Origin of the sequence: Corallococcus sp. AB049A (assembly GCF_003668885.1) — a bacterium.
Lineage (GTDB): Bacteria > Myxococcota > Myxococcia > Myxococcales > Myxococcaceae > Corallococcus > Corallococcus interemptor.
Genome location: NZ_RAWL01000086.1, coordinates 1 through 24,081, shown reverse-complemented (window position 1 = coordinate 24,081; position 24,081 = coordinate 1). Strand labels below are relative to the sequence as shown.

General features: G+C 67.6%; 17 protein-coding genes. 1 reads left to right on the top strand and 16 read right to left on the bottom strand.

Features of this window, described 5'->3' with window-relative positions; genetic code table 11:
* The 11 genes from D7X55_RS12325 to trmFO all read right to left on the bottom strand — a co-directional run.
* Nucleotides 1-679, bottom strand: a 679-nt coding sequence (locus D7X55_RS12325) for a J domain-containing protein (RefSeq protein WP_233609812.1), incomplete at its 3' end; no start/stop codon positions are given.
* A gap of 92 nt (nt 680-771) precedes the next feature.
* The gene (locus tag D7X55_RS12320) at nt 772-1,995 is read right to left on the bottom strand and encodes an aspartate aminotransferase family protein (RefSeq protein ID WP_120547866.1); all 1,224 of its coding nucleotides are present in this window, start codon (nt 1,993-1,995) and stop codon (nt 772-774) included.
* Between the two features lie 60 nt (nt 1,996-2,055).
* Nucleotides 2,056-3,453: an ATP-dependent protease ATPase subunit HslU gene (gene hslU / locus D7X55_RS12315; protein ID WP_120547867.1), complete on the bottom strand. Its 1,398-nt coding sequence runs from the start codon at nt 3,451-3,453 to the stop codon at nt 2,056-2,058.
* 12 nt (nt 3,454-3,465) lie between these two features.
* Complete coding sequence (gene hslV / locus D7X55_RS12310; RefSeq protein ID WP_120547868.1) at nt 3,466-3,993, bottom strand: ATP-dependent protease subunit HslV; 528 nt, start codon at nt 3,991-3,993, stop codon at nt 3,466-3,468.
* 81 nt (nt 3,994-4,074) lie between these two features.
* Nucleotides 4,075-4,464: a DUF1801 domain-containing protein gene (locus D7X55_RS12305; protein ID WP_233609811.1), complete on the bottom strand. Its 390-nt coding sequence runs from the start codon at nt 4,462-4,464 to the stop codon at nt 4,075-4,077.
* Between the two features lie 41 nt (nt 4,465-4,505).
* Entirely contained in the window at nt 4,506-4,862 is a 357-nt protein-coding gene (locus D7X55_RS12300; RefSeq protein WP_147442715.1) for a hypothetical protein, read from the bottom strand.
* Complete coding sequence (locus D7X55_RS12295) at nt 4,859-11,269, bottom strand: RHS repeat-associated core domain-containing protein (protein WP_121723163.1); 6,411 nt, start codon at nt 11,267-11,269, stop codon at nt 4,859-4,861. Before D7X55_RS12295 ends, D7X55_RS12300 begins: the two co-directional genes overlap by 4 nt.
* A gap of 722 nt (nt 11,270-11,991) precedes the next feature.
* Nucleotides 11,992-12,894 (bottom strand): tyrosine recombinase XerC, encoded by a 903-nt coding sequence (locus D7X55_RS12290; protein ID WP_121723162.1) that lies wholly within the window; start codon nt 12,892-12,894, stop codon nt 11,992-11,994.
* Between the two features lie 64 nt (nt 12,895-12,958).
* A complete protein-coding gene (locus D7X55_RS12285; RefSeq protein ID WP_121723161.1) occupies nt 12,959-15,238 on the bottom strand; it encodes a kinesin in 2,280 nt (759 codons plus the stop codon).
* Between the two features lie 103 nt (nt 15,239-15,341).
* Nucleotides 15,342-16,961, bottom strand: coding sequence for a PD40 domain-containing protein (locus D7X55_RS12280; protein ID WP_121723160.1), 1,620 nt, complete (start codon nt 16,959-16,961; stop codon nt 15,342-15,344).
* Nucleotides 16,958-18,322 (bottom strand): methylenetetrahydrofolate--tRNA-(uracil(54)-C(5))-methyltransferase (FADH(2)-oxidizing) TrmFO, encoded by a 1,365-nt coding sequence (gene trmFO, locus D7X55_RS12275; RefSeq protein WP_120547874.1) that lies wholly within the window; start codon nt 18,320-18,322, stop codon nt 16,958-16,960. Before trmFO ends, D7X55_RS12280 begins: the two co-directional genes overlap by 4 nt.
* 229 nt (nt 18,323-18,551) lie before the next feature.
* Between trmFO and D7X55_RS12270 the strand changes: the two genes are divergently transcribed.
* A complete protein-coding gene (locus tag D7X55_RS12270) occupies nt 18,552-18,944 on the top strand; it encodes a TraR/DksA C4-type zinc finger protein (protein ID WP_120547875.1) in 393 nt (130 codons plus the stop codon).
* Nucleotides 18,945-19,006: 62 nt separating this feature from the next.
* Here the strand turns inward: D7X55_RS12270 and D7X55_RS12265 are convergent, their stop codons facing one another.
* From D7X55_RS12265 to D7X55_RS12245, 5 genes are all read right to left on the bottom strand, one after another.
* Nucleotides 19,007-19,582, bottom strand: coding sequence for a biopolymer transporter ExbD (locus D7X55_RS12265; protein ID WP_120547876.1), 576 nt, complete (start codon nt 19,580-19,582; stop codon nt 19,007-19,009).
* Nucleotides 19,583-19,584: 2 nt separating this feature from the next.
* On the bottom strand, nt 19,585-20,109 hold the full coding sequence (locus D7X55_RS12260; protein WP_120547877.1) for a biopolymer transporter ExbD: 525 nt from the start codon (nt 20,107-20,109) through the stop codon (nt 19,585-19,587).
* A gap of 13 nt (nt 20,110-20,122) precedes the next feature.
* Nucleotides 20,123-20,878 (bottom strand): MotA/TolQ/ExbB proton channel family protein, encoded by a 756-nt coding sequence (locus D7X55_RS12255; protein ID WP_120547878.1) that lies wholly within the window; start codon nt 20,876-20,878, stop codon nt 20,123-20,125.
* 162 nt (nt 20,879-21,040) lie between these two features.
* Entirely contained in the window at nt 21,041-23,638 is a 2,598-nt protein-coding gene (gene topA / locus D7X55_RS12250) for a type I DNA topoisomerase (protein WP_120547879.1), read from the bottom strand.
* A gap of 23 nt (nt 23,639-23,661) precedes the next feature.
* The coding region (locus D7X55_RS12245; RefSeq protein ID WP_199746940.1) for a DNA-processing protein DprA at nt 23,662-24,081 on the bottom strand (420 nt) is incomplete at its 5' end.

Sequence of the window (24,081 nt, the reverse complement as noted above, 5' to 3'; positions counted from 1 at the left end):
GCGTTGGGGCCGCCGCAGGCTTCACCGCCGCGAAGTGGCTTCCGGACACCGTGCGCGCGGGCGGCGCCACGGGGGCCGGCGTCGTGGGGACGCGAGGCGCGGCGGGCGGCGGCGTGGAGGGCGCGGCGCGCGGCGGCTCCTGGCGGCTGAGGGCGTTGTGGGCGTCAGTGAGGCGCTTGAAGATGCGCTCCAGCCGGGCGCGGAAGCTGCCCAGGTTCTTGCCGAAGTAGCGGTCCGGGTGGAAGCGGCGGGACGCGTTGTAATACGCCTGCTTCACCTCCTGCGGACTGGCGCCCCGGGCCACGCCCAGCACCGCGTGGTGGTCCATCCCGTCCAGCGAGCGCTCCATCTCGATGATGTCGCGCTTCTGCTCGGGCTCCAGGTCCACCTCCTCCGCCATGGCGGCGTCCACCACCGGGGCGGCGGGCGGCGCGCGCTGCACCACGCGGGCGGGCACGATGGCTCCCTTGGCGCGCAGCGACAGCAGCACGGCGATGGTGCGCGCCTCGCCCAGCGAGGAGCGGGACAGCACGGAGTCGATGCGCTCCACGCGGCCCACCAGCGCCAGCACCGAGCCCTCTTCCGGGCTGAGCTGGAGACGGGCCGGGTCCAGGTGGGGCACCGTGGCGATGTGGTCGGTCCTGCCCCCGAGGCCGACGATGGGGTTGGGCGCGCTCAAGGTGTCGGTTTCCCAGGCTGGCGAATCCCCAAGTGTAGGTGCCCGGGAAGCAAGGCGTCAAACCTTCCCGGGGGCCCGGAACCCCGCGCCTGCTAGAGCGTGGAGAGGACGCGCTGGAGGATTCCCAGTGCTTCGTCGAGTTCCTGTTTCGTGATGATGAGCGGAGGGGCGAAGCGCAGGGTGACGTCCCCGGCGGAGTTCACCAGCAATCCGGCGTCGCGCAGCTTCGCGATGACGGGGGCGGCCTCCCGGTCCAGCTCCACGCCCAGCAGCAGCCCCTGCCCGCGCACGGCCTTGATGCGGCCTTCCGGCAGCGAGCCCTGGAGCGCGCGCGCGCCCGCGAGGAAGTGCTCCCCCTTGGCCCGCACGTCGTCCAGGAAGCCGGGCTGGCCCATGACGCGCATCACCACGTTGCCCGCGGCGGCGGACACCAGGTTGCCGCCGAACGTGGAGCCGTGGGTGCCCGGCGAGAGGCTGACCGCCAGCTCCTCGCGGCACAGCATGGCGCCAATGGGCAGCCCGTTGCCCAGCGCCTTGGCGATGCTGATGGCGTCCGGCCGGATGCCGTGGTGCATGAAGCCGAAGGGCTGGCCCGTGCGGCCCATGCCTGTCTGGACCTCGTCCACCAGCAGCAGCAGGCCCTTCTCGTCGCAGAGCGCGCGCAGGCCCTGGAGGTAGCCCTCGGGGGCCATGCGCACGCCGCCCTCGCCCTGGATGGGCTCCACCAGGATGGCGGCGGTGGACGGCCCCACGGCGCGGCGCACCGCCTCCAGGTCACCGTACGGCAGGTGGCGGAAGCCCTGGGGCAGCGGCTCGAAGCCGGCGTGGTACTTCGGCTGGCCGGTGGCGGTGACGGTGGCCAGGGTGCGGCCGTGGAAGCTCTTCTCGAAGGAGAGGATCTCGAAGCGCTCCGGCGTGCCCCGGTCCTTCATCACCTTGCGGGTGAGCTTGATGAGGGCCTCGTTGGCCTCCGCGCCGGAGTTGCAGAAGAACGCGCGCGGCAGACCGGACCACTCCGTCAGCTGGGTGGCCAGGTCGATCTGCGGCTGCGAGTAGAAGACGTTGGAGACGTGCCACAGCGTGTCCAGCTGCGCCTTGGCCGCCGCGACCACCTCCGGGTGGCAGTGGCCCAGGGCGCACACGGCGATGCCGCCGATGCAGTCCAGGTACGCCTTGCCATCCGCGTCCCATACCCGCGTGCCCTGTCCACGAACGAGGGCGATGGGCTGCTGCTTGTAGTTCTGCAGCAGGTGTTGCTTCGCCTTCTGGATGAGGGCTTCGTTGCCAGCGGCGGATGCGGGGGACGGCGTTTGCAAGGTGGTGTACCTCTCTCTGCGTGACGACGCGGTGGGACGGCGGCCGCGGACCCTAGCGCGCTAGAGGATGTAGCGCGACAAGTCCTCGTCCTGGACGATGGCGCCCAGGCGCTCGCGCACGTAGCCAGCGTCCACCTGGAAGTCGCGCGGGCCCATCTCGCTGGCCGTGAACGACACGTCGTCGAGCAGGCGCTCCAGCACGGTGTGCAGCCGCCGGGCGCCGATGTTCTGCGTGCGCTCGTTGGCCTGCTGGGCGATGCGGGCGACCTCCTCCACCGCGTCGTCGGTGAAGGACAGGCGCACGCCTTCCGTGGAGAGCAGCGCGGTGTACTGGCGCAACAGCGAGTTCTTCGGCTCGCGCAGGATGCGCACCAGGTCCTCGCCGGACAGCGCCTCCAGCTCCACGCGGATGGGGAAGCGGCCCTGGAGCTCCGGGATGAGGTCGGACGGCTTGGAGACGTGGAACGCGCCCGCGGCGATGAAGAGCATGTGGTCCGTCTTCACCTGGCCGTACTTCGTGTTGACGGCCGAGCCCTCGACGATGGGCAGGATGTCGCGCTGCACGCCCTCGCGCGAGACGTCCGGGCCCCCGCCGCCCTTGCCGCCCTCGCGGCTGGCGATCTTGTCGATCTCATCGATGAAGACGATGCCGCTGGACTCGGCGCGCGCCACGGCCTCGCGCTGGACGCGGTCGGGGTCCACCAGCTTCTGCGCCTCCTCCGCGCGCAGCACCTGGAGCGCCTCCGGCACGCGCAGCTTGCGCTTCCGGGTGTTCTTCATGCCCGGCATGTTCTTGAACAGGTCCTGGAGGTTGACGCCGATCTCCTCCATGCCCTGGCCGCTGAAGTTGCGCATGAACGTGGGGGAGCTCTCGCTGGTCTCCACCTCCACGGTCTGATCATCCAGCGTGCCGGCGCGCAGCTGGGCGCGCAGCTTCTCCCGCTCGTTGTCGCCCAGCGGCGAGGGCGCGGGGGCCGGCGGCGGGGAGAAGCCGAACGGCGGCGAGGACGTGGTGCGCGCCTGCCCGCCGTTCTTGATGAGCTCCATGAGCCGGTCCTCGGCCAGCTCCTCCGCGCGCGGCTTGACCTTCTCCGTCTCCTCCTCGCGCACCAGCGCGATGGCGGCCTCCACGAGGTCGCGGATCATCGACTCGACGTCGCGGCCCACGTAGCCCACCTCGGTGAACTTGCTGGCCTCCACCTTGACGAAGGGGGCCTGGGACAGCTTCGCCAGGCGGCGGGCGATCTCCGTCTTCCCCACGCCGGTGGGGCCGATCATGATGATGTTCTTCGGGTAGATCTCATCCCGCAGGTCATCCGGCACCTGCTGGCGGCGCCACCGGTTGCGCAGCGCGATGGCGACGGCGCGCTTGGCGTCTTTCTGCCCGACGATGTAGCGGTCCAGCTCGCTGACGACCTCGCGAGGCGTGAAGGCGGACAACTTGCGCGATTCGGCCACGGGGCGGTCCTCTCAGAGCTCTTCGTAGGAGACGTTGGCGTTGGTGTAGACGCAGATGTCCGCGGCGATGGCCATGGCCTGCGTGCAGATGTCACGGGCGGACAGGTTGGAGTGCGCCTGCAAGGCGCGCGCGGCGGCCAGGGCGTAGTGGCCCCCGCTGCCCACGGCGGCGATGCCGTGGTCCGGTTCGATGACGTCGCCCGCGCCGGACAGGATGAAGGTCTTCTCCTTGTCCGCGACGATGAGCAGCGCCTCCAGGCGGCGCAGGAAGCGGTCGGTGCGCCAGTCCTTGCCCAGCTCCACGCAGGCGCGGGCGAGGTTCTTCTGGTGCTCCTTGAGCTTGGCTTCGAAGCGCTCGAAGAGCGTGAAGGCATCCGCGGTGCTGCCCGCGAAGCCGGCGAGCACCTGCCCCTCGCCCAGCTTGCGCACCTTGCGCGCGGTGTTCTTCATGATGGTCTTGTCGAGGCTGACCTGACCGTCGCCCGCGATGACGACCTTCCCTTCGCGGCGGACGCAGAGGATGGTGGTGCCGTGGAACATGACCGGGGGTTTAACAAGACCGCCCGGCTCCCACCTGGAAAAACCGCCTGCCTGTCCGCTCCCTCACCCTGGGGCAGTCCCTCAGGACGCCGTGGCGGCCATCCAGCGGCCCACCAGCTTCACCAAAGCGCCCTTCTTCGCCTTCACCGTCTTCGCGTCCGGAAGCGTGACGGCGCCCCGGTCCGGGGCCAGCCACTCCACGAGGCCCGAGTCGTCCTGGAACGAGAAGCCCTTCGTGTCCTTCACCTTCGCGCCCCGGTGGAGGATGACCTGGAAGATGCCCTTCGGGGCCAGGCGGAACGTCACGCGGTCATCGCCTGAGTGGACGAAGCTGGGGGCCTTCCACTTGATGCGCTCGGTGATGGTGGCGTCGGAGGCCAGGATGGCCTGGCGCACGGCTTCGATCTCCGCCTTCAGCGGGTGCTCGAGCTCCGCCATGTACTGGTCGACTTCGCCGCTGTGATGGGTCACGACCCGCTCCTCGCCTCCAATGCACATCCATCACCCATTCATCACACGCCCGTCAAGGCAACGCTCCTGGCGATGACATACCCGTTGAGCCCCACTGAAGGCTCCACCTCGTAGAGGGTCAATTCGCCGGCGACAATCCTCTCCACCCAGAAAGCATCAATCGCCAACTCCGCGCACGCCTCGGCCACGTCTGGCACTTCCGCTGACCAGACCTGGAGACCGAACAACACGTTCTGCACCCCGAAGGCGTTGAGGCGCCAGTCTTCGGCACCCTGGAACACCAGCTCCGCCTTCCCTTTTTCTGGAAGAATCAGGTCGAACGACAAGGCATTGCCGATGCGATCGACTCGCACCCCAACAATCTCAGCATCATGAACAGGCGGCTTCTTCTGGCTCATGGGTCCTCGACTGGCAATGGAGGGCGACCCGGCCCCCGGCTGGGATGGGGCGCTTTGGTTCCTCGTCGCACCCAGTCGTGGACGTGGGGGGCGCCAACACCGTGTTCATGGTCATAATCAAAATCCCGCAGGGGCCTGCCCTCTTCATCATAGAACCGCTTTTGTTGCAGCTCACCGGTCTGCTTGTTCCTCTTCTCAAGCATTCCGTTCGGCGGCCCCCGTTCGTCGGGGTTATCCCCCGGCAGCCAGTTCTTGGTCCGTGTCCCCTTGGCCTTGGGAGGCGAACTGGATGAGCCGCCCTGGTTGGAATTGAAGACGGCGATTCCCTTGAGGGCGTCAGCGGTTCCTTCGACTCCCACAACCATGCCACCCGCAATCACGGCGCTCGACACCGCGACGAGCGGGAGGCCAACGGGAGCCCCTTCTCCTGTCAGGATGAGCGCACCGCCCCCCATCTCCCCTGCCCCGCCGGAAGTCATCATCGCGGAGGCGGCATAGAGCTCAGCCAACCCAACCAGTCCGAGCCCCAAACCATACCCGTGGTAGAAGTCTTCGGACTGATACTCGGGAACCGGCAGCAGCTCACTCGCGGGGAGCAGTCCTGCCACGACCCCCATCGTCCCGCCCTGCAATCCCTGGGTCAGGCGGGCAAGCAGCAGATCCACGTCGTTCTGATTGAACGTCACCGAGACTTCGAGCTGGATCGTCTCCGTGGTGAAGCCAAAGCCGAACTCGTAGTACCGCAGATGATCGTATTGAGTCTCGGCCGTATCGTTGAAGTTGAGCTCGAACGGCTTGAGCGGATCGTAGTTCGGGGAACGTTCGAAAAGGCCAGGCCCATACCCGACCGTGGGGCCGCGGTTCTCAGGAGAGGACCAGTCCCCCGGACTGAAGCCCACCTCCGACCCGTACCAACTGTCGTAGTAGTAGATCAGCTCCATCGACATGAAGCCCGACGGGTCCGTGTAGCGCAGCGGGTTGTTCAACACGTAGCTGTACCGGTTGAACGACTGCCCCCACAAAGGCGCCTGAACCACGGGATCCGGACTCAGGAAGCGGCCCAGCCTCGGGTCGTAGATGCGACCCCGCATGTTCACGAGCTCGAACTCTGAGTCCTGCTCATGGCCCGTGAAGGAATGCCGGACCTCGTGCGAGGCCCCCTGCCACTTCAACGACAGGTCCAGCGGATGGCGCCGCGCCCCGAAGGGGTCGTACTTCATCCGGCCCACCACGCGGCCGGCCTCGTCCGTCACCGACTCAGTGGAGCCCAGGTGGTCCGAATGCAGATAGCGCCACTGCTTCTTGATCGCCGCCCCGGAAGCTGCCTCGACCCGCCAGGTCACCTCGGCGATTCCCCGCTCCGCCGCGCTCACGTGGAATGAATGCGTGACGGCCCCTCCCGGCTCGCGGCGCTCCTCGTACAGACCACCGATATACGTGGTCACCGTCCCGTCCGAGTGCCGCTTCACGGTCCGGGCGTTGTTCGCCGCGTACCGGTACGACACGCTCTGCTGACCGTCCGTGATGCGAGAGGGCAGGTGAAAGCCCGTGTACTCCACCGTCCGCCCAGGCGCGGACGTCTGGTTGCCACTGGCGTCGTAGCCATAGCTCCCCGCCTGCGAGCCCGTCAGCGCATGCGGCCCCGCTGTCCCGGCGCCATAGGTGAAGGTCTCGGATTGGCTCGTCCCCAGGCTGGAGGTCCAGCCCAGCAGGTTGCCCAGATCGTCATACGAATAGGACTGGAGGGTCTGGCGGCAGTTCTGGGTGATGATCCATTCGTTCAGCCTGTCCAATCCGTCGTAGTGGAAGTCCTCGGTCGTCCGCGCAAGCCGGTCATGCCGGCTGCTGATGTTGCCGTTCGACTGGTAATCGTAGGCCAGTTGCTGGAACGGAACCGCTCCCTTCTTGCTGTCAATGAATCGCAGCCGGCCCATCGAATCATAGAACCGCTGTGTCGCCACGCCATTGCCCAGGCTCTCGGACGTGAGCTGCCCCAGTGCGTTACGGCCCACGACCGTCCATTTCGAGAGATACGTCTCCAGGTCCCTGACGTTCGTCAGATAGCCTTGGGAGTTGTACTCATAGCCCAGGCGAAACCGCGCCCCCGCGACCGCCGGGTACTCCAGACTCAGGGGCCGGCCGTAGGTGTCATAGCTCCGGTCAATGGCATACGCGCGCCCTTCCACCCGCCATTGTTCCTGCGTGAGCCGGCCCAGGCTGTCATAGCCATAGGCCACGGCGATGTCGTCCGCGGACGTCGCCGGATCTCCTTCGCGCACGCTGCTCATGAGCATTCCGGGGACGCTGGGCCCCTGGACCGGCGTGTCCCAGGTGAAGTGGTCGACTCCGTCCCGGCTGCTGGTCACCGTGACCGGCCGTCCCAGCGCATCCCGGAGATAGGTCGTCACGACCTGCGACGCATCCTCGGTCCGGTCAATCTCTCCCAGGGACGTATAGTGCGTCGTGGTCAGGCCCGAATCCGGTGTCCTCAGCGAGGTCCGGCGCCCGAGCCGGTCATAGCCCAGGAGCGTTTCGTTCCCCTGGGGATCCAACACCCGCTGGAGCTGTCCAAAGGGCGCGTACTGATACTTCGTCTCCAGCCACGGCGCGGTGAACGACGTCCGCTCCATGCTCTTGATGACCCGCCCGTTCACGTCGTTCAAGAAACGGCGGGAATTGCCATTCGCATCCGTCGTGGTGGTCTGAAAACCCTCGGGATAGCCGCGGTACCAGTTCGTCGCCACCGTCCCATCGGGATGGGTCGTCTTGAGCAGGCGGTTGAGGGGATCATACTCGTAGGTCGTCACCCTACCCGTGACTCCCCCCTGCGGGTCCGGATCGGTCACCGTCCAGACCCGGCCCAGGGCATCAAATTCCGTCGTGGTGACGGCCTGGTTGCCATTGAATGCGAGCCGGGTCGACCGTACGGAGCGACCCAACCGGTCGTAATCGACGGTGACGGTCTGACCTCCCGCGACGGACGTCGTCACACGGGTCTTGTAGAGCGACCCGGTGATGAGCTGCGTGTAATGAACCTCCGTGTCCGACTGATCCGGCGCATCCTTTTTTCTCAGTCTTCCAAACCCGTCGTATTGCCAGCGCGTCTCGACCCCGCGCTCGTCACGGACCGCCGCCAGCACGCCGGTGCCTGGATGGTACGCGAATTCCGTCACATGCCCGGCCGCGTTGGTGATGGACGCTGGAAACACGCAGTCGACGGAGTCGTAGGTGAATCGGGTCACCCGGGGAGTCAGGATTCCTGCTCCGCTCCGTATCACCTGCGAAGCAAGTCCTTCTGGGGTCCGGACGAAGGTCGTCGTCTGTTCCAGGTCCGGGTCTCCCGGCTCGGACGTCTCGCTCTGGAGGTAGCCCGTCCCGGGCTCATACGTCATGGACTTGCGACGGGTGACCGTCTGGCCATTGACCGTGCTGGATTCCGTCACCAGGGTCGGCAAGCCCACGAGCCAGTTCGAGGGCGAGTTGGAATACTCCGCATGCCATGCGACCTGGTCGCCGCCCACGGTGCTCTGCGTCTTGTCCGTGAGGTTGCCGTAGGTGTCGTCATAGTTCCATGAAGTCTGCGTGGTCCGCACGAACGCGCTGGCCGCACCGGGCCCGGCCACGGTGGCGTAGTCCCGCTCCGTCTCCGTCCCGCTCGCCGGGAAGATGGAGAGCACTTTCGTGCCGGAAACCGTCCCGCCCCGCAGCATCGAGTTGTAATGGATTTCCCGCTCGCGCTCCGTGGTCCGGCCGTCGAACTGGATCCGGACGCGCTCACGGACCGGTGTCGTCGCATAGGGATAGAAGGTGTCGACCCGCGTCGTGACGTCGTATTCAGTCCGCGTCTCCGAGCCGGCCTGCACGTCCTGCACGGTCACTGCCTTGAAACCCAACCAGCCGCGGCCGGTGACGTCGAACCGCCCGTCCTCGTAGAAGTAGCGCTTGATGCGCGCGGGATGGCCCTCGCCCGCGTCCGTCTGGCTTTCGGCGACCACCCATTGTCCCTGGCGGGCACAGGCGGTGGGGTATCCGCAGTTCGTACCGCGAGCATGAACCGTGGTGTCGGAGATGGGCTTATAGGTGAAGGTGGTGCCGGAGTTCATGCTGTCCTTCACCCCCTTGAGCAGCCCGGGGAGCTGACCGTCCTGGCGGTAGAGGACCAGCTGGCCATTCACGGGCTGGACGAAGTCCGCCAGTCCATCGCCATTCATGTCCAGCACCCGCGAGAGCTGATTGCGTCGCGCCCCAGCCTCGTCGGACACGGGGATGCCCATGAGAGGCTGAGGCTCGAATGAGGTGCCATTCGACAACAGCAGGACGAAGTGGGCACGGTCCGCGCCCTTCTTGTCCATCAACAGCAGGTCCTGGCGCCCGTCATGGTTGTAGTCGAGGACGCGGACGCCATTGTCGTAGGTCCAGGAGCTGAGCTTCGCATACGCGGGAAGCACCTGGGCCACGGGCGCGGCGAAGCCGTTGCCCGTGTTCATCATGATTTCAATATCGCCACCGTCCGCCTTGCTCAGAATGGCATCCGGCAATCCATCTCCGTTGATGTCGGCGAAGAGATAGAGCTTCTCGTCGATACCAGGCAGAAGCAGGGTCGTCTCCGTCTTCACGTAGCCGCCAATCCGCCTCTCCAGTGCCCAGAGGCGATTGGATACGCTGTTGACAAAACCCCGGCTATCGACCTGCTTCCGCTCCATCAACAGGCTGCTCCGGGGCAAGCCATCCAGGTTGACCGCGTACTGGATGAAGTCGTGCCACTCGTTCGCGATGATGATGGGCTGGAAGGCCCACAGGGTTCCCTGGATGATGGGCCGGAAGGACAACTGCGGATGTCCATTGGGACCATCCATGGTGATCTGAACAGGGTTCATCAGGCCATTTCCGTCCAGATCCGCCAGGAACATCCTCCCGGCCGGGCCCGGGCCCGTAAGGGAGAACCCGCTGCTGCCCCCCACGTAGTTCATCATCGTGCGAGGCGGCGACACATAACAGCCATCCTTCTTGACGATGCTGACGTCCAGCAGGCCATCCAGGTTGAAGTCGAACCAGCGGCCGTCCTCGCCGTCAGTGTTGGACCCGCAAGTCTCCGGGAGCGCCGTGTCCACGGGCGTGGTGAAGGAGGTACCCGTGCTCGAGGCCACCCTCCACTTGTAGGAATACTGGGTGGCCGCAGGTGCCCGGTAGATCAGGTCATCCCGGCCATCCCCATTGACGTCACCCGGCTGAAGGATCGCGAACTCAGGAGTGATGGACGCTTCCGTGATCCCGGTGTTCACGGTCGTGAAGGTGTTCGTGGGCTGGGTCCATTCGAAGGTCATGGGGCGCTTGCACTTGCCCCCGCCGTCGCAATCCGTGAGCGAGGAGAGCAGGCTTCTGTCGCTGCCTGCCTCCTGGACGTAGCCGAACATATAGGTCCGCAGCCTGATGACCCCGCCAGTCTCGTCGGGACCGCTGATCTGCAAGGATTTGAGTCGCAGGCTGGACCTGATCTTGAGTCCAGCGACATAGGACGTCCGGATGTCCTTCGCGGGCCGGGTCTCATACTCAAAGTACACAGAGCGGGGAGAGCCCTGCGAGCCATCCAGACGCCACGTATACTCAATGCGGTGCAACGCATGCTCATAGCTGCTATCCGCCGCGTTGTACAACACCCAGCCGTAATAGAATGACATCGCGTTGCCGGCGCGATCCACGATGCGGGTCAGCTGCCAGGCGTACCGGCTCGGCACCGTGTCATGGGTGGTGGTGTAGTTCTTTTCATATTCGGGCCGGACTGCAACCCGGTTTCCCTGGAGGATTCCGTCGAAACCTCCGTATTTGAGGATGCGACCATCCTTGGTGTAGACGAGGAAGGATTCAGGACCGTTGGCGTCGGCGTTGTGCGACACGATCTTGGAGAACGTATCCGTTTCGGTCCGGTACTCTGTCTCCGTCGCACCGTACTGACCATTCACGGCGATCAACTTCTGCCCATCCAGACAGAATGAATCCGCTTGGGTGAAGGTCACCGGCATGGACACGCCATCCGACGCCACGGTCTTCGGGCAGCGGGTGATTTGAGAAAGGCCGGACAAGCCCCATCCCACTCCCAGAATCCCGTTCGGCAGGTTGCTCCGATAATTGAGGGACAACGACGGCTGGAGGCCGGCCCGGCCGGGCGGCACCCAGAGAGGAATCGAATAGGTGGCGGAGCCGTCCGCGCCCACGCCGGCCTGTCCCTGAAGATTTCCCACCGCGGCGCCGTCCGGCCCCACCTCCGTGGCCAGCAGGGTCCCCGCCGGAACCGCCAGCCGCTGGCCCGCCGTCCGCAGCGACTCGCCATCCGGAGGCGAGCCTGACTGAGAGGAACCGCAGGCCACCAACACAGCGAACAAACACCCGAATGCAATGCGATTCATCATGACTCGACGCCACCAGGGTCGCAGGAGATTCCAGGGCAAAGGCGGTTCGTGTTGCACGAGCCGTCACAGCACTTGTACTGCCCCTGCGGGCACGCGGGAGGCGGTGCGACGCATTGGCCGTTCTTGCATGTATCGCCCTGGGAGCAGGTGCCACACTGCAGGGTTCCCCCGCAGCCATCGGTGGCCGAGCCACACGTCAGCCCGCGGTCGGCGCAGGTCACCGGGGTGCATTCACACACATTGTCCGCGCAAGTGATTCCGGAGCCGCACGTGCCACAGTTCAACCACGCGCCACACCCATCCGGCATGGCTCCGCAGTTCTTTCCCAGCCCCTGGCAGGTGAATGGCGAACAGCTGCAGGCGACCGCATCCGAACGACAGACGCCGTCTTCGTCCACCCGGCCGTCGCAATCATCATCCTGGCCGTTGCAGACTTCCGTCGCGGGAGTACAGGCTGCGTCCGCGGTCGAAGGCACCACCAGCCCGACCGTCAGCCATACCAAGGTCAGGAGCCACACCCAGCGGAGTGGCATCGCGAGAATCGTCATGTCAGTGCTAGTCCAGAAGGAGGCGCGAATCCGCGATGAGAAGCATCGCCGACCGCGAGGCGGAGCGCTTCTACAACAAGCCTCCAACGGAAATCCAGACACCCCCCAGGATTGTCTGAGTCCCTACGGCAGGCCGCATGCCTTCACTGACTTCAGGGATTGTCTGGAGCCAGTTCACGCGCGCGGGTGCGCGGCGTCGTAGACTTCCTGCAGCTGTTCGAAGGTCACGTGGGTGTACTTCTGCGTGGTGGACAGGCTGGCGTGGCCCAGCAGCTCCTGGATGCTGCGGATGTCCGCGCCGCCTCCCAGGAGGTGCGTGGCGAACGAGTGGCGCATCGCGTGCGGGCTCACCTTGCGCGCCAGGGCCAGCTTGAGCACGTACGCGTCCAGGTGCCTCGCGATGCTCCGGGGCGTGAGCCGGCCGCCCCGGAAGTTGAGGAACAGCGCGTCCGGGTCCTGCCCGTCGTGCACCGTGGCCAGCAGCTCGCCGCGCCTGGCGAGGTACGCCTCCAGGGACTGGATGGCCTTCGCGTTGAGCGGCACCAGCCGCTCCTTGCTGCCCTTGCCCATCACCCGGACGATGCGGCTTGAGCGCTCCACGCCCAGCAGGTCCAGGCCGCACAGCTCGCTGATACGCAGGCCGCCGCCGTACAGCATCTCCAGGATGGCCTTGTCGCGCAGCCCCAGCACCGTCTTCACGTCCGGCATGTCGAGGATGGCGAAGACCTCCTCCACCGGCAGCACCTTGGGCAGGGACTTGGGCAGCTTGGGGCTCTTCACCAGCTTCGCGGGGCTGGCGGACAGGAGCTTCTGCCGCACGAGGTACTTGTAGAACGACTTGATGCTGGCCAGCCGCCGCGCGCGGCTCGTGGGCGCGTGGTCCACCGCCAACGTGCCCAGGTAGCCACGGATGGCCGCGTGCGTGCCCGCGAGCAGCGACAGCTTCATCCGCTCCACGAGGTAGCGCTCATAGTCCACCAGGTCGATGAGGTAGTTGCGCACCGTGTGAGGGGATGCGCCCTTCTCGCCTTCGAGGTGGACCTTGAACTGCTCCAGCAGCGGGGACAGGGTCGACATGGTCGGGGAAGCCTAGGGGCCTCCCCGAGCCTCGCAAGATTCGCGTCGTCCCGCGAGCCTGGCCCTACTTCGCGGGCGCCGGAGCAGGCGCGGCCGCCGGCGCCGCCCCCGAGGGAGCGGGCGCGCCCGGCAGCTCGGACGGCACCAGCTTGGGCAACAGCACGCGGCAGGCGTCGTCGGACAGCCAGTGGTACGTGCACAGCCACTCCGTGACGGGCACGCGCACCTGCCAGCCCAGCACGAAGAGGATGAGCAGCGTGAGCCCCAGGCGGGCCCCCAGCGACATGGTCTCCGTCTCGTCGTCGCCCTGCGTGTGGCGCAGCGCCCCGCGCACCAGGTCCACGTGGTCCACGCGCGCGTTCTTGGGCAGCCTCGGCTTGCGGGTGATGAGCGTCGCCACGCCGCGCGTGAGCATCAGCCGGTCGTTGAGCGCCCAGCCGGAGCCCTCCAGCAGCAGCGCCAGGTTGCGCCGGCGCAGCTTCAGCCAGCCCAGCAGGCCCGCGGGCGCCATCACCACGATGGCCAGGATGGTGGCCGCGGTGATGACGTCCACCAGCGTGAGCGACTTCACCTGCGTGAGGATGAACGCCAGCGAAGAGCCCAACGCCGCGAACGCGATGCCCCCCGCCGCGAGCACTCCAGCGATGCCGCCTCCCGCCGGAGCCGCCGCCGCGGGCGCCGCACCCGCCGGAGCCGGAGCCGCTGGAGGAGGCGCGGTGACCGTCTGCTTGTAGCCGGACTCCAGCGACGCATCGAAGTCCTTCTCACCGGACGCGGCCAGGCCCTCCACCTTGCTGGTGATGAACGCGCCGATGCGCATGAACGGCATGGTCATCGACTCCCAGAGCGACACGGGCTGCCGGATGACCTGCGTGACGATGGCGTCACTCTCCTTGCCGTCCACGTCGTAGAACACGCCGCGCTTGCCCACGCCGAGCTCCGTGCTGCGGCCGGAGGTGACGGGCACCGCCACCTCGTAGCTCTCCGCCGCGTCGCGGGGCAGCACCTTCACGTAGAGGATGCAGGTGGTCCCCTGCCCCGTCAGCGCCGCGTGCGCCGCGCGGTCCGTCACCAGCACGGACAGCGTGTACTTGCGCCCGCCCAGGATGAGCGTGCCCTTCTCCATCAGCGCCCGCCGCTTGGGCAGGTACAGGTTGGGCATGCTGATGAAGTTGTTGGCGAACTGCAGCAGCCAGCGCTGGTACAGCACCAGCCGCTCCAGCTCCGCGATGACGTCCAGCGTGGGCTTGAGCGACAGGTCCTCGCGGCTCACCGACTCCAGCGCGTCCAGCTCCTCGTCCGATACGGTGGCCAGCGTGTCCGCCACCGCGTGCAGGGGGCTCGCGTCGCGCTTCGCCTGCCAGCTGAGGATGGCCTCCGCCTTGGCGGACAGCTCGCGCCAGGCCGTGTCCGTCAGCTTCACGCCGTCGCGCAGCAGCGGCGTCGCCACCTCCTGGTGGAAGGCCTCCAGCTTCTCGTAGCCGGCGCCGCGGTACAGCCGCGCCCACACCAGCACGCCGCTTGGGTCGGGCGGCGCGATGGGCAGCTCGTTCGCGGCCTTGCCCATGGCGCCCAGGTCGCCCAGCGCGCCCTCCACCCGGTCCGCGCGCAGGCGCAGGCTGGCGGCGGCCTCCGGCTGCGCGGCCACCAGGCGGCACTGCACGAAGTAGCCCTCCAGCAGCGGCGCCACGTCGTGCACGCGCTTCGCCTGCTCCAGGCTCGTCGTGCCCCAGATGAACACGGCGTCCCTACCGCCCAGGTGCGCGAGCAGGGCCGCGCGCTCCTCGCGGAAGCGCTTCACCAGGCCCACGTCCACGCCCGCCAGGCCCGCGCGGTTCGTCACCTGCGGGAAGGCCGCGATGATGGACTCGGCCAGGGGCCGCAGCCGCTCCGGCAGGGTCACCGGCGCGATGATGCCGTCGCCGTTCTTGCCCGCGTCGCGCAGCGCCTTGTCACTGGTGCGCAGCTGCTCCAGCGACAGGCGCGTGGCGTCCGGCGCGTTGAGCGTGCGCAGCACCAGCTCCGCCGCGCCCTTGAGGTTGGACGCCGTATCGGAGAGCGCCGAGAGCTCCAGCACGTCGCTGCCCGCGTCCGCGCCCTTGCGGTCCTGCAGGCGCGCCGCCGTCCAGTCCACCGCCGCGCGAAGCTCCTCCACGCGGATGCGGCCGTTGCCGTCCGCGTCCATCAGCGTGAGGAAGCGCGGATCACACGCGATGCCCTCCATGGGGCACGCGAGCGCGATCCACTGCGTCGCGGGAATCCTCACCGCCTCGGTGAGGGTGTTGAAGTCCGGGATGTCGACCTGAAGCGAGCCGCCGTAGCGGCGATAGACGAGCTGTGCCATGCGGCGCGCGAAGACAGCACACCCCGTCCGAGTGTGCACGCCTCAACGTCATGCCGCTCCCGGGGAGGAAGGCCGCAAGGCCCTCCCGCCCCTGGGTCACCCGTTACTGCGGAGTGGCGACGGCGCTGTAAACGCCGGGGTTCTGCCCCTGGCCGATGATGTAGACGGCCCGCGCGTCATCCTTGCCCGCGAAGTACACGGGCACCTGCACGCCCTGGTCGAGCGTCTTGCGCGCCCCCGACTTCACGTCGTAGACGGCCACGTCGTAGGTGTCCGAGTCCATGCGCGCGTACGTCGCGAGCACGCGAGAGCCGTCCTCGGAGATCTTGTAGCTGAAGATGCCCTGCAGCCACGTCTTCGCCTCGGCCTGCTTCTCGTTCAGGTCCACGGCCTTGAAGTCGCACGCGCGGCCGTTGCGGATGCAGTTGGTGCGGAACACCACCGCGGCGTTCTTCGGCGCGAAGCCGTAGCCGAACACGCCCGCCTGCACCTTCTCCGCCTTCTCCTGGCCCAGCGCGTACAGCATCAGGTCCACGGAGAACACCGGCTTCACGAAGCGCGACAGGAACGCCACGTAGCGGCTGTCCGAGCCCCACACGAAGTTGGGCACCAGGCTGCCCACCCGCTTGGGCGCGCCGTCCGGCAGCGACGCGACGACGAGGAAGCCCGCGCGCGACGGCTGGTCGTACTTCTCCAGGAAGGCCACCGCCTTGGAGTCCGGCGCGAACGCCAGCTCCTCCACCGCCTCGCCCAGCTTGCGCCCCGGGCCTCCGGAAGCCGGGCCCACGTACAGGTCGCCCAGCTGCTCCGGCTTGCCGTTCTCCGTGCGCGCCAGCCACTGCCCATCCGGGGAGAAGCTGAAGTTCTTCGTCCCCGTGGCCAGCTTCGCGCCCTTCAGCGCGGGCAGGTCCGCCAGGTACAGGTCATACATCCCGCGCACGGCCTCGCTGCGCACCTGGTAGGCCACGCGCTTGCCGTCGGAGGACACCTGGTAGTCGCCCACCTGATCCGCCAGCTTGCGCGGCGGCTCGCTGGCGCCCACCGTCACCGCCGCCAGCCCGCCCGCGGCCGACAGCCGGCGCTTGAAGAGCAGCGTCTTGCCGTCCGGCGTGAACTGCGCGGTGCTCACCTCGCCCGCCACGTCCTGGAACGGGCCCTGCGGCAGCTTGCCCAGCTTCAGCGTGCCCGCGTCCACGAAGGCGACGTGCACGCCGTCCGGGGACGGCAGCAGGTAGCTCACCGCCGTGCCCAGCTTCACCGGCTCCGCGGCCGCGTCCGTGAGCGACAGCACGTTCAGCTCACCGGACTGCGAGGCCGGGTTGTAGCCCGTCACGTAGAGCAGGTGCTTCGAGTCCTGGGAGAACAGCAGGCTGCCCGGCACGTTCGTCACGCCGTCGCCCAGCGCGCGCGCCTTGCCGCCCGCCACCGGCACCAGGTGCAGCGACCCCACCAGCATCTGCGGCGGGATGCCGTCCAGCCGGGGCTTCTGCCCGTTGAGCAGGAACGTGGCGAACTGCCCGTCCGGAGACAGGCGCAGGTCCGCCGCGCGGCCCTCCGCGAGCAGCTGCCCCTGTCCGCCCACCACCTTCGTGCCCTTCGCCGCGCTGCGGACCGTGTCCCCCTGCGCGGCGCTGCGCTGGGAGGGCGCGGCGTTGTCCTCGCCCTTCTTGCATCCTGACACCGCCAGCAGGGCCACCAGGCCCACCATCCCGGTTCGCTTCATGCGCTCGTCTGTCCTTCCGTCTGGGCGACAACGCCCGCGAGTGGCAGCCAGGCCGCCAGGTCCTGCTTCGCCCGCGCCGAGTAGGCCGCGCGCTTGTCCGCCTTCTTCATCCGCCCCGACAGCGGCGGGAACAGGCCGTAGATGACGTTGGTGGGCTGGTGCGGGTGATCCGGCGGGTGCGCTTCGCCGGTGAGGTGCCGGTACAGCGACCCCAGCGCCGTCGTCGCCGGAGGCGGCGCGAACGGCGTGCCCGTCAGCCGCGCGTGCACCGCCAGCGCCACCATGTAGCCGCACGCCGCGCTCTCCACGTAGCCCTCCACGCCCGTCACCTGTCCCGCGAAGAACACCCGCCGCTCCGTCTTCAACGACAGGTCCTCCGCCAGGAGGCGGGGCGAGTCGATGAACGTGTTGCGGTGGATCTGCCCCATCCGCAGGAACTCCGCATTCTGGAGACCCGGGATGCACGTGCTGAAGATGCGCTTCTGTTCACCCCACGTCAGACGCGTCTGGAACCCCACCATGTTCCACGCCGTGCCCGCCCGGTCCTCCATGCGCAGCTGCACCACCGCGTAGGGGTCCGTCCCCGTGCGAGGGTCCTTCAGCCCCACGGGCTTCATGGGCCCGTAGGCCAGCGTGTCGTCGCCGCGCTCGGCCATCACCTCGATGGGCAGACACCCTTCGAAGTATTTGGGTTCCTCGAAGCTGTGCGGAACGACCTTCTGGCCCGCCTTCACCTCGTGGACGAAGCGGTAGTACTCGTCCTTCGTCATGGGCAGGTTGAGGTAGTCATCCCCGCCGCCCTTGCCGTAGCGGCTCTGGCGGAAGGCGATGTCCATGTCGATGGAGTCCCCCGACAGGATGGGCGCGATGGAGTCGTAGAAGTAGAGCTTCGTGCCCACGTGGCGCTCCAGGTCCGCCGTGAGCGCCTCCGACGTCAGCGGCCCCGTGGCCACCACCACCACGCCGTCCTCCGGCAGCCTCTCCACCTCGCCGCCCAGAATCTCCACCCCCGCGCCGGAGGTGAGCCGGGTGGTGATTTCCCGCGAGAAGCCCTCGCGCTCCACCGCCAGCGCGTCGCCCGCGGGCACGCGGTGCAGGTCCGCGCTGGAGAGCACCAGCGAACCCAGCGCGCGCAGCTCCGCGTGCAGCAGGCCAATGGCGCTCTCCGGGTTGTCCGAGCGCAGCGAGTTGCTGCACACCAGCTCCGCGAGCGTGTCCGACTTGTGCGCGGGAGAGCGCTTGTGCGGCTTCATCTCCCGCAGCACCACCGGCACGCCACGCCGCGCCAGCTGATACGCGCACTCCGTCCCCGCCAGGCCGCCACCAATCACCGTCACCCGCTGCTGCTTCACGTCCGACATGCATGCCTCCGGGCCCCCCATACCGGGGCCCCAAAGGGCCCTGTTAGCAGAGAGGCCCCGCCCTTTCACGTCCGCCCGCCTGCCCTGCGTCCCACCATGCGGGCGGAATGGGAGGTGAGGTTTCCCCACCTGGGATCCAACCCTAGGTTTCTCGCGGTCTTCGCTCGGGACGGGAAGCGTCCGGGCGAGCGCCCTTCAACCGCGAATCTGGGATGGGAGTGACGCAGCCATGAGCCGAGCCAACGACTTGTTGAAGATCCGCAGCCTGCTGCAGGAGCGTCGAAGGACGACCGAGACCGCCCAGGCGGGCGCCCGCCGCGAGCTGGCCGCGCTGAAGGATCAGGAGCGCGATCCCGAGTACGAGGAGCAGGCGCAGGCAGAGCTGGCGGACTACACGCTCTCCACGCTGATTGAAGCGCAACGCCGGGAGATCATGCTCATCGACGCGGCGTTGAGCCGCATGGACAACGACGTCTTTGGCGAGTGCGTGGACTGCGGCAACGAAATCTCGCTGGACCGGCTGGAGGCCATGCCCTTCGCCATCCGCTGCGAGGAGGACGCCGCCATCCATGAGCAGGAGACGCGGGAGGCCGCGCGCCACGTGGGCAGCCTGTCCCTCTAGCGAAGCCGTGCCAGCGCTCCCCCGTGCGTCCATCCCGCGCGGGGGAGTCGTGTGTCCGGCGGCTACTCCGAGTCGCGCTGGAGCACGATGAAGCGGTAGTTCTGCAGCTCGTTCTCGCCCGCCGTGTAGAGCACCGTGAGCAGCAGATCATACGGGACCATCTTGTCCGCGATGACCGACAGCTCATGGGTGAACGGCGCCGCCGGGTTGCGCGAGGCGATCAGCTTGAGCTTCTCCACTTCCTTCTTCAGCCGCTGATCCAACCCCAGCACCAGGCGTCCCTGGAGCTGGTTCTGCGGGATGCGGCCGTTCTCCAGCCGCACCACCTCTTTGTCCCCCACCAGGATGAACCTGGGGGTGATGGTGACGGCCACCGTGTCCTTGGGCGTGGCGCGCGTGGAGGACACCGGCGGCCGGACGTCTTCCGACGCGGTGATGGCCGCGGAAGACGACGCGAAGGACTTCAGGAGGAACACCAGGATGATGGTCATCATGTCCATCATCGCGGTGATGTTGAGCTCCTTCACCTCGCTGGCGGCCTCGCGCTCCTTGCGCTTCTTGCGCGCGAGCGCCCGGCGGTAGCGCATGCGCGCGAGCTGATCGGCTTCCTCGGCGGACAGGGGCGCGGATTCGGACATGGCTAGAGGACGCCCAGGGTGACGTCGGGGAAGAGCAGCTTGCGCTCGGCGGCGGTGCCCGTCGTCTCACGCAGGGCGTCCATCGTCTGGATCAGCGACTCGTAGGGGATGTCCGGATCCGCCGCGACGATGACCTTCGTCTCCTGAGGGAAGGCGGCCTTGAGCTTCACCACCTGGGCGTTCAGCGCCGCGAAGTCCTGCGTCCCGTCCTTGCGCACGGGCACCGTGGGCGCCCCGGCTTCCGTGGCGGGGATCTCCGCGCTGTTGCCCCGGATGAAGAGGCCCTTCTGGGAGATGAGCACGGACAGGTTCAGCTTGGGCGCGTCCGCGTCGCCCCCTGCCCCCACGCTGGCGCCATAGCTGGGCGCGTTCACGTTGAGCGCGCCAAACGCGGTGAGCCCCGTGATGGAGAGCAGCATGAAGATGATGAGGTTCATGAGGATGTCGAGGTACGGGACGATGTTCAGCTCGCCCGCCTCCTCCTCTTCCCTCGGCTTCAGCTTCCGGCGTGAGTAGTGGAACGCCATGGCGGGGCCACCACTACGAAGCGGCGCGGACGTCCGGGTCCGCGGGGACGACTTCCAGCGAGCCCCGGCGCGACAGCAGGTTCTCCAGCTTCAGCGCGTTGAGCTCCACCAGCTCCACCATGTTCTTGGCGTAGTTGCTGAAGAACAGGTGCGACACGATGCAGAGCACCGCGATGGAGAGGCCGAAGCCCGTGTTGTACATGGCCTCCGAGATGCCGTTGGAGAGCAGCGCCTGCTTCTGCTCCGCCGGCACGTTGCCCAGCGCGCGGAAGGTGCCGATGAGGCCCACGATGGTGCCGACCAGGCCCACCAGCGTCGCGATGTTCGCGAGCGACCACAGCCACTGCACCCGGCGCGAGACGTGCGGCGTGTACTCCGCCAGCGCCTCCTCCACCGCCTTGGCGACTTCCAATTCACCGCGGTTCGCGTTGATGAGCCCCGCGCGGATGACGCGGGCCAGCGGCGAGCGCGGCGCCATGCCGCAGAACTTCACCGCGCGGTCCAGGTTGCCGCTGCGCACCATCTTGTGGACCTGCTCGATGAACGCCGTCGCGTTGAGGCGGTAGCGGTAGAGCAGCGTCACCGCGCGCTCGCCGATGACAGCCAGCGACGCGGCCAGCCAGAACAGGTTCACGTACATGAACGGACCGCCGGCCTTGAACGCGCCGACGATGAAGTCCCCAAGGCCTCCGGAAGAAGCGTGGCCCGCCGCTGCGGGGGCGGCCTCGGCCACCACTACGCGCAGCAACTCGTTCAGGGAGGGATTCATCGCGGACCGCGTCCTTTCGCTACCCCCGCGCGCACCCCTGCCGCGAAACGGGCAGGAGGCATGCTGGCGGGCCGGGAGCAATCCGGACTTCTAGGACTTCGCCCGCGAGGGTGTCAAGCCAGGGGGCCGGGCCTACCCCCCTGGAATGACTGGGCTTTCCCCTCAGGCTTCCACGGTGGGCGTGGGAGCAGGCGCGCCCTCCGCCGAAGCCCCCGGAATGGCGGGCTCCACCACCTCGCGGCGGTAGTCGCATTCCTTATTGGGGCAGGCGATGTAGGCGCCGTCCCGCTTGGAGAACTTCTGCAGGAGGTAGGGCGACGCGCACTGCGGGCAGGCTTCCGCGAGCGGCCGGTCCCACGCGGCGAACTTGCAGTCCGGGTACCGGTTGCAGCCGAAGAAGATCTTCCCGCGGCCGCTGCGGCGCTCGGTGAGGTAGCCCACCTTGCACTCCGGGCAGTTGACGCCAATGGAGATGGGCTTGGACGTCTTGCAGTCCGGGTAGCCCGAGCACGCCATGAAGCGCCCGAACCGGCCGCGCTTGATCACCATGGGCTTGCCGCACTTCTCGCACTTCTCGTCCGTGGTCTCCTCCTCCACGATGACGATCTTGCCCTCGGCGTCCCGCTTGAAGTCCTTGGTGTTCTTGCAGTCGGGGTAGTTCGAGCAGGCGAGGAAGTGGCCCATCTTCCCGAACTTGATGACGAACGGGTTGCCGCACTTCTCGCAGGCGATGTCGGTCTTGATCTCCTCGCGCTTGACGTCGCGCATCTCCGCTTCGGCCTTCTCCAGGGTCTCCTTGAAGGGGCCGTAGAAGTCGTGCAGCACCGTCTTCCAGGACGTGCCGCCGTCGGAGATCTGATCCAGCTTCTCCTCCATGCTGGCGGTGAAGGCGATGTCCATCTCGTGGGGGAAGTGCTTGACCAGCATCTCGTTGGTCATCTGCCCCAGGTCGGTGGGACGGAAGCGGCTCTCCAGCTTCTCCACGTACTTCTTGTCCTGGATGTTGGAGAGGATGGCCGCGTACGTGGACGGACGCCCGATGCCGCGCTCCTCCAGTTCCTTCACCAGCGTGGCCTCGCTGAAGCGCGGGGGCGGCTGGGTGAAGTGCTGTTCGTTGAGCAGCTTGTCCAGCGTGAGCGTCTCGCCCTCGTTGAGCGGCGGCAGTTCGCCCACCGCGTCCTCCGCGGCCTCTTCACCGGCGGCCTTGGCCTTCTCCGCCGCGGCCTCTTCCTCCGGCGTGAGGCCGGAGCCGTAGACGCCCAGGTAGCCGGGGAACTTCAGCGTGCTGCCGGACGCGCGGAAGGTGGCGCGGCCCGCGGTGATGTCCGCGGCCGTCTGATCATAGACGGCGGGCTTCATCTGGCACGCGACGAAGCGGTTCCAGATGAGCTCGTAGAGCCGGAACATGTCCAGCTCGTCCATGGCGTCGAAGAAGGGACGCACGCGCTCGGGCGGGTACTCCAGGGACGTGGGCCGGATGGCCTCGTGCGCGTCCTGGGCGCTCTTGCGGCTCTTGTAGACCATGGGCTCCGCGGGCAGGTAGTCCGCGCCGTACTTCTGCCCGATGAACTCGCGCACCTGCGTCACGGCGTCGTCGGACAGACGCGTGGAGTCCGTACGCATGTACGTGATGAGCGCCGTCTGGCCCTCTTCCCCCAGCGGCACGCCTTCGTACAGCTTCTGCGCCAGCGTCATCGTCTTCTTGGCGGTGAAGTGCAGCCGGTTCGCCGCCTCCTGCTGGAGCTTGGAGGTGATGAAGGGCGCGGGCGCGTTGCGGCGGCGCTCCTTGCGGTCCACCTTCGCCACGGTGAAGGAGGCGTCCTTCAGCTCCGCGACGAGCCCGTCCGTGGTGGCGCGGTCCTTGAGCTCCACCTTCTTGCCGTCCACGCGGGACAGCTTCGCCTTGAAGGGCGGCGGCCCCTGCGGGCCCTGCACCAGCGCGTCCAGCGTCCAGTACTCCTCGGGCTGGAAGGCCTTGATCTCCGCCTCGCGCTCCACAATCAGGCGCACCGCCACGGACTGCACGCGGCCGGCGGACAGGCCCCGGCGGATCTTCTTCCAGAGCAGCGGCGAGATTTGATAGCCGACGAGCCGGTCCAGGATGCGGCGGGTCTGCTGCGAGTCGTAGTTGTCCTGGTTGAGTTCACGCGGCTGCGCGATGGCTTCCTGCACGGCGCGCTTGGTGATCTCGTTGAACGTCACGCGGAGCGAGTCCGGGTGACCCAGCTCCTCCTTGATGTGCCAGGCGATGGCCTCGCCCTCGCGGTCGGGGTCCGTCGCCAGGAAGACGCGGTCCACCGTCTTGGCCATCTTCTTGAGCTCGTTGAGGACCTTCTCCTTGCCCTTGATGACCGTGTACTCGGGCTTGAAGTCGTCCTCGACGTCGACGCCAATCTTGCTCTTGGGCAGATCCTTCACGTGCCCCACGGACGCCTTCACCGTGTAGCCGGAGCCCAGGTACTTCTTGATGGTCTTCGCCTTGGCGGGAGACTCCACCACGACCAGGTAGTGCGGGCCCTTGCCACGGCGCTCGGGCACTTCCTCCTCGGCGTCCGCGTCCGCGTCCACGGTGGGGAGCTCGTCGGCGTCCGCGCCACGGCGGCGGGCCGCCGTCTTCTTCTTGGCGGCGACCTTCTTGGCCGCCGTCTTCTTCTTGGCCGCCTTCTTCGCCGCCGGCTTCTTCGCAGCCGCCTTCTTGGGCGTCTCCTCCGCCGCCGCCTCCTCCGTCTGCGCCGCCTGTGTCTTCTTCCGCGTGGCCATGGCTCTCCTACCTCGAACTGCCTCTAGACCTTCTCGTACCGTTTACCCGGGTGCTGGACCACCAGCCCCGACAATTCCAACTCCACCAGGGCGCTCGTGAGCGCCGCGGGTGACAGCGGGCTTGCGGCGAGCACCTCGTCGAACGAACGGGGAACCCTGTCCAACAGCCCATAGGCCCCGCGCGCTTCCGCCGACAGCGCCTCCCACCACCCCGGATCCCGCCCCGCGGGCACCGCGCGGACGGGGTCAACGCCCACCACCGCGCAGATTGCTTCCGCGGACGTGCAGGCGCGGGCCCGTCCGTCCGCCAGCAGGGCGTTGCAGCCCGCCGCGGCCGGCTGCCAGACATCCCCCGGCAGGGCGAACACCGGCCGGCCCTGCCTCAGGGCCGCGTCCGCCGTGTACAGCGCCCCCGAACCCTCTCCCGCCCGCATCACCAGCAC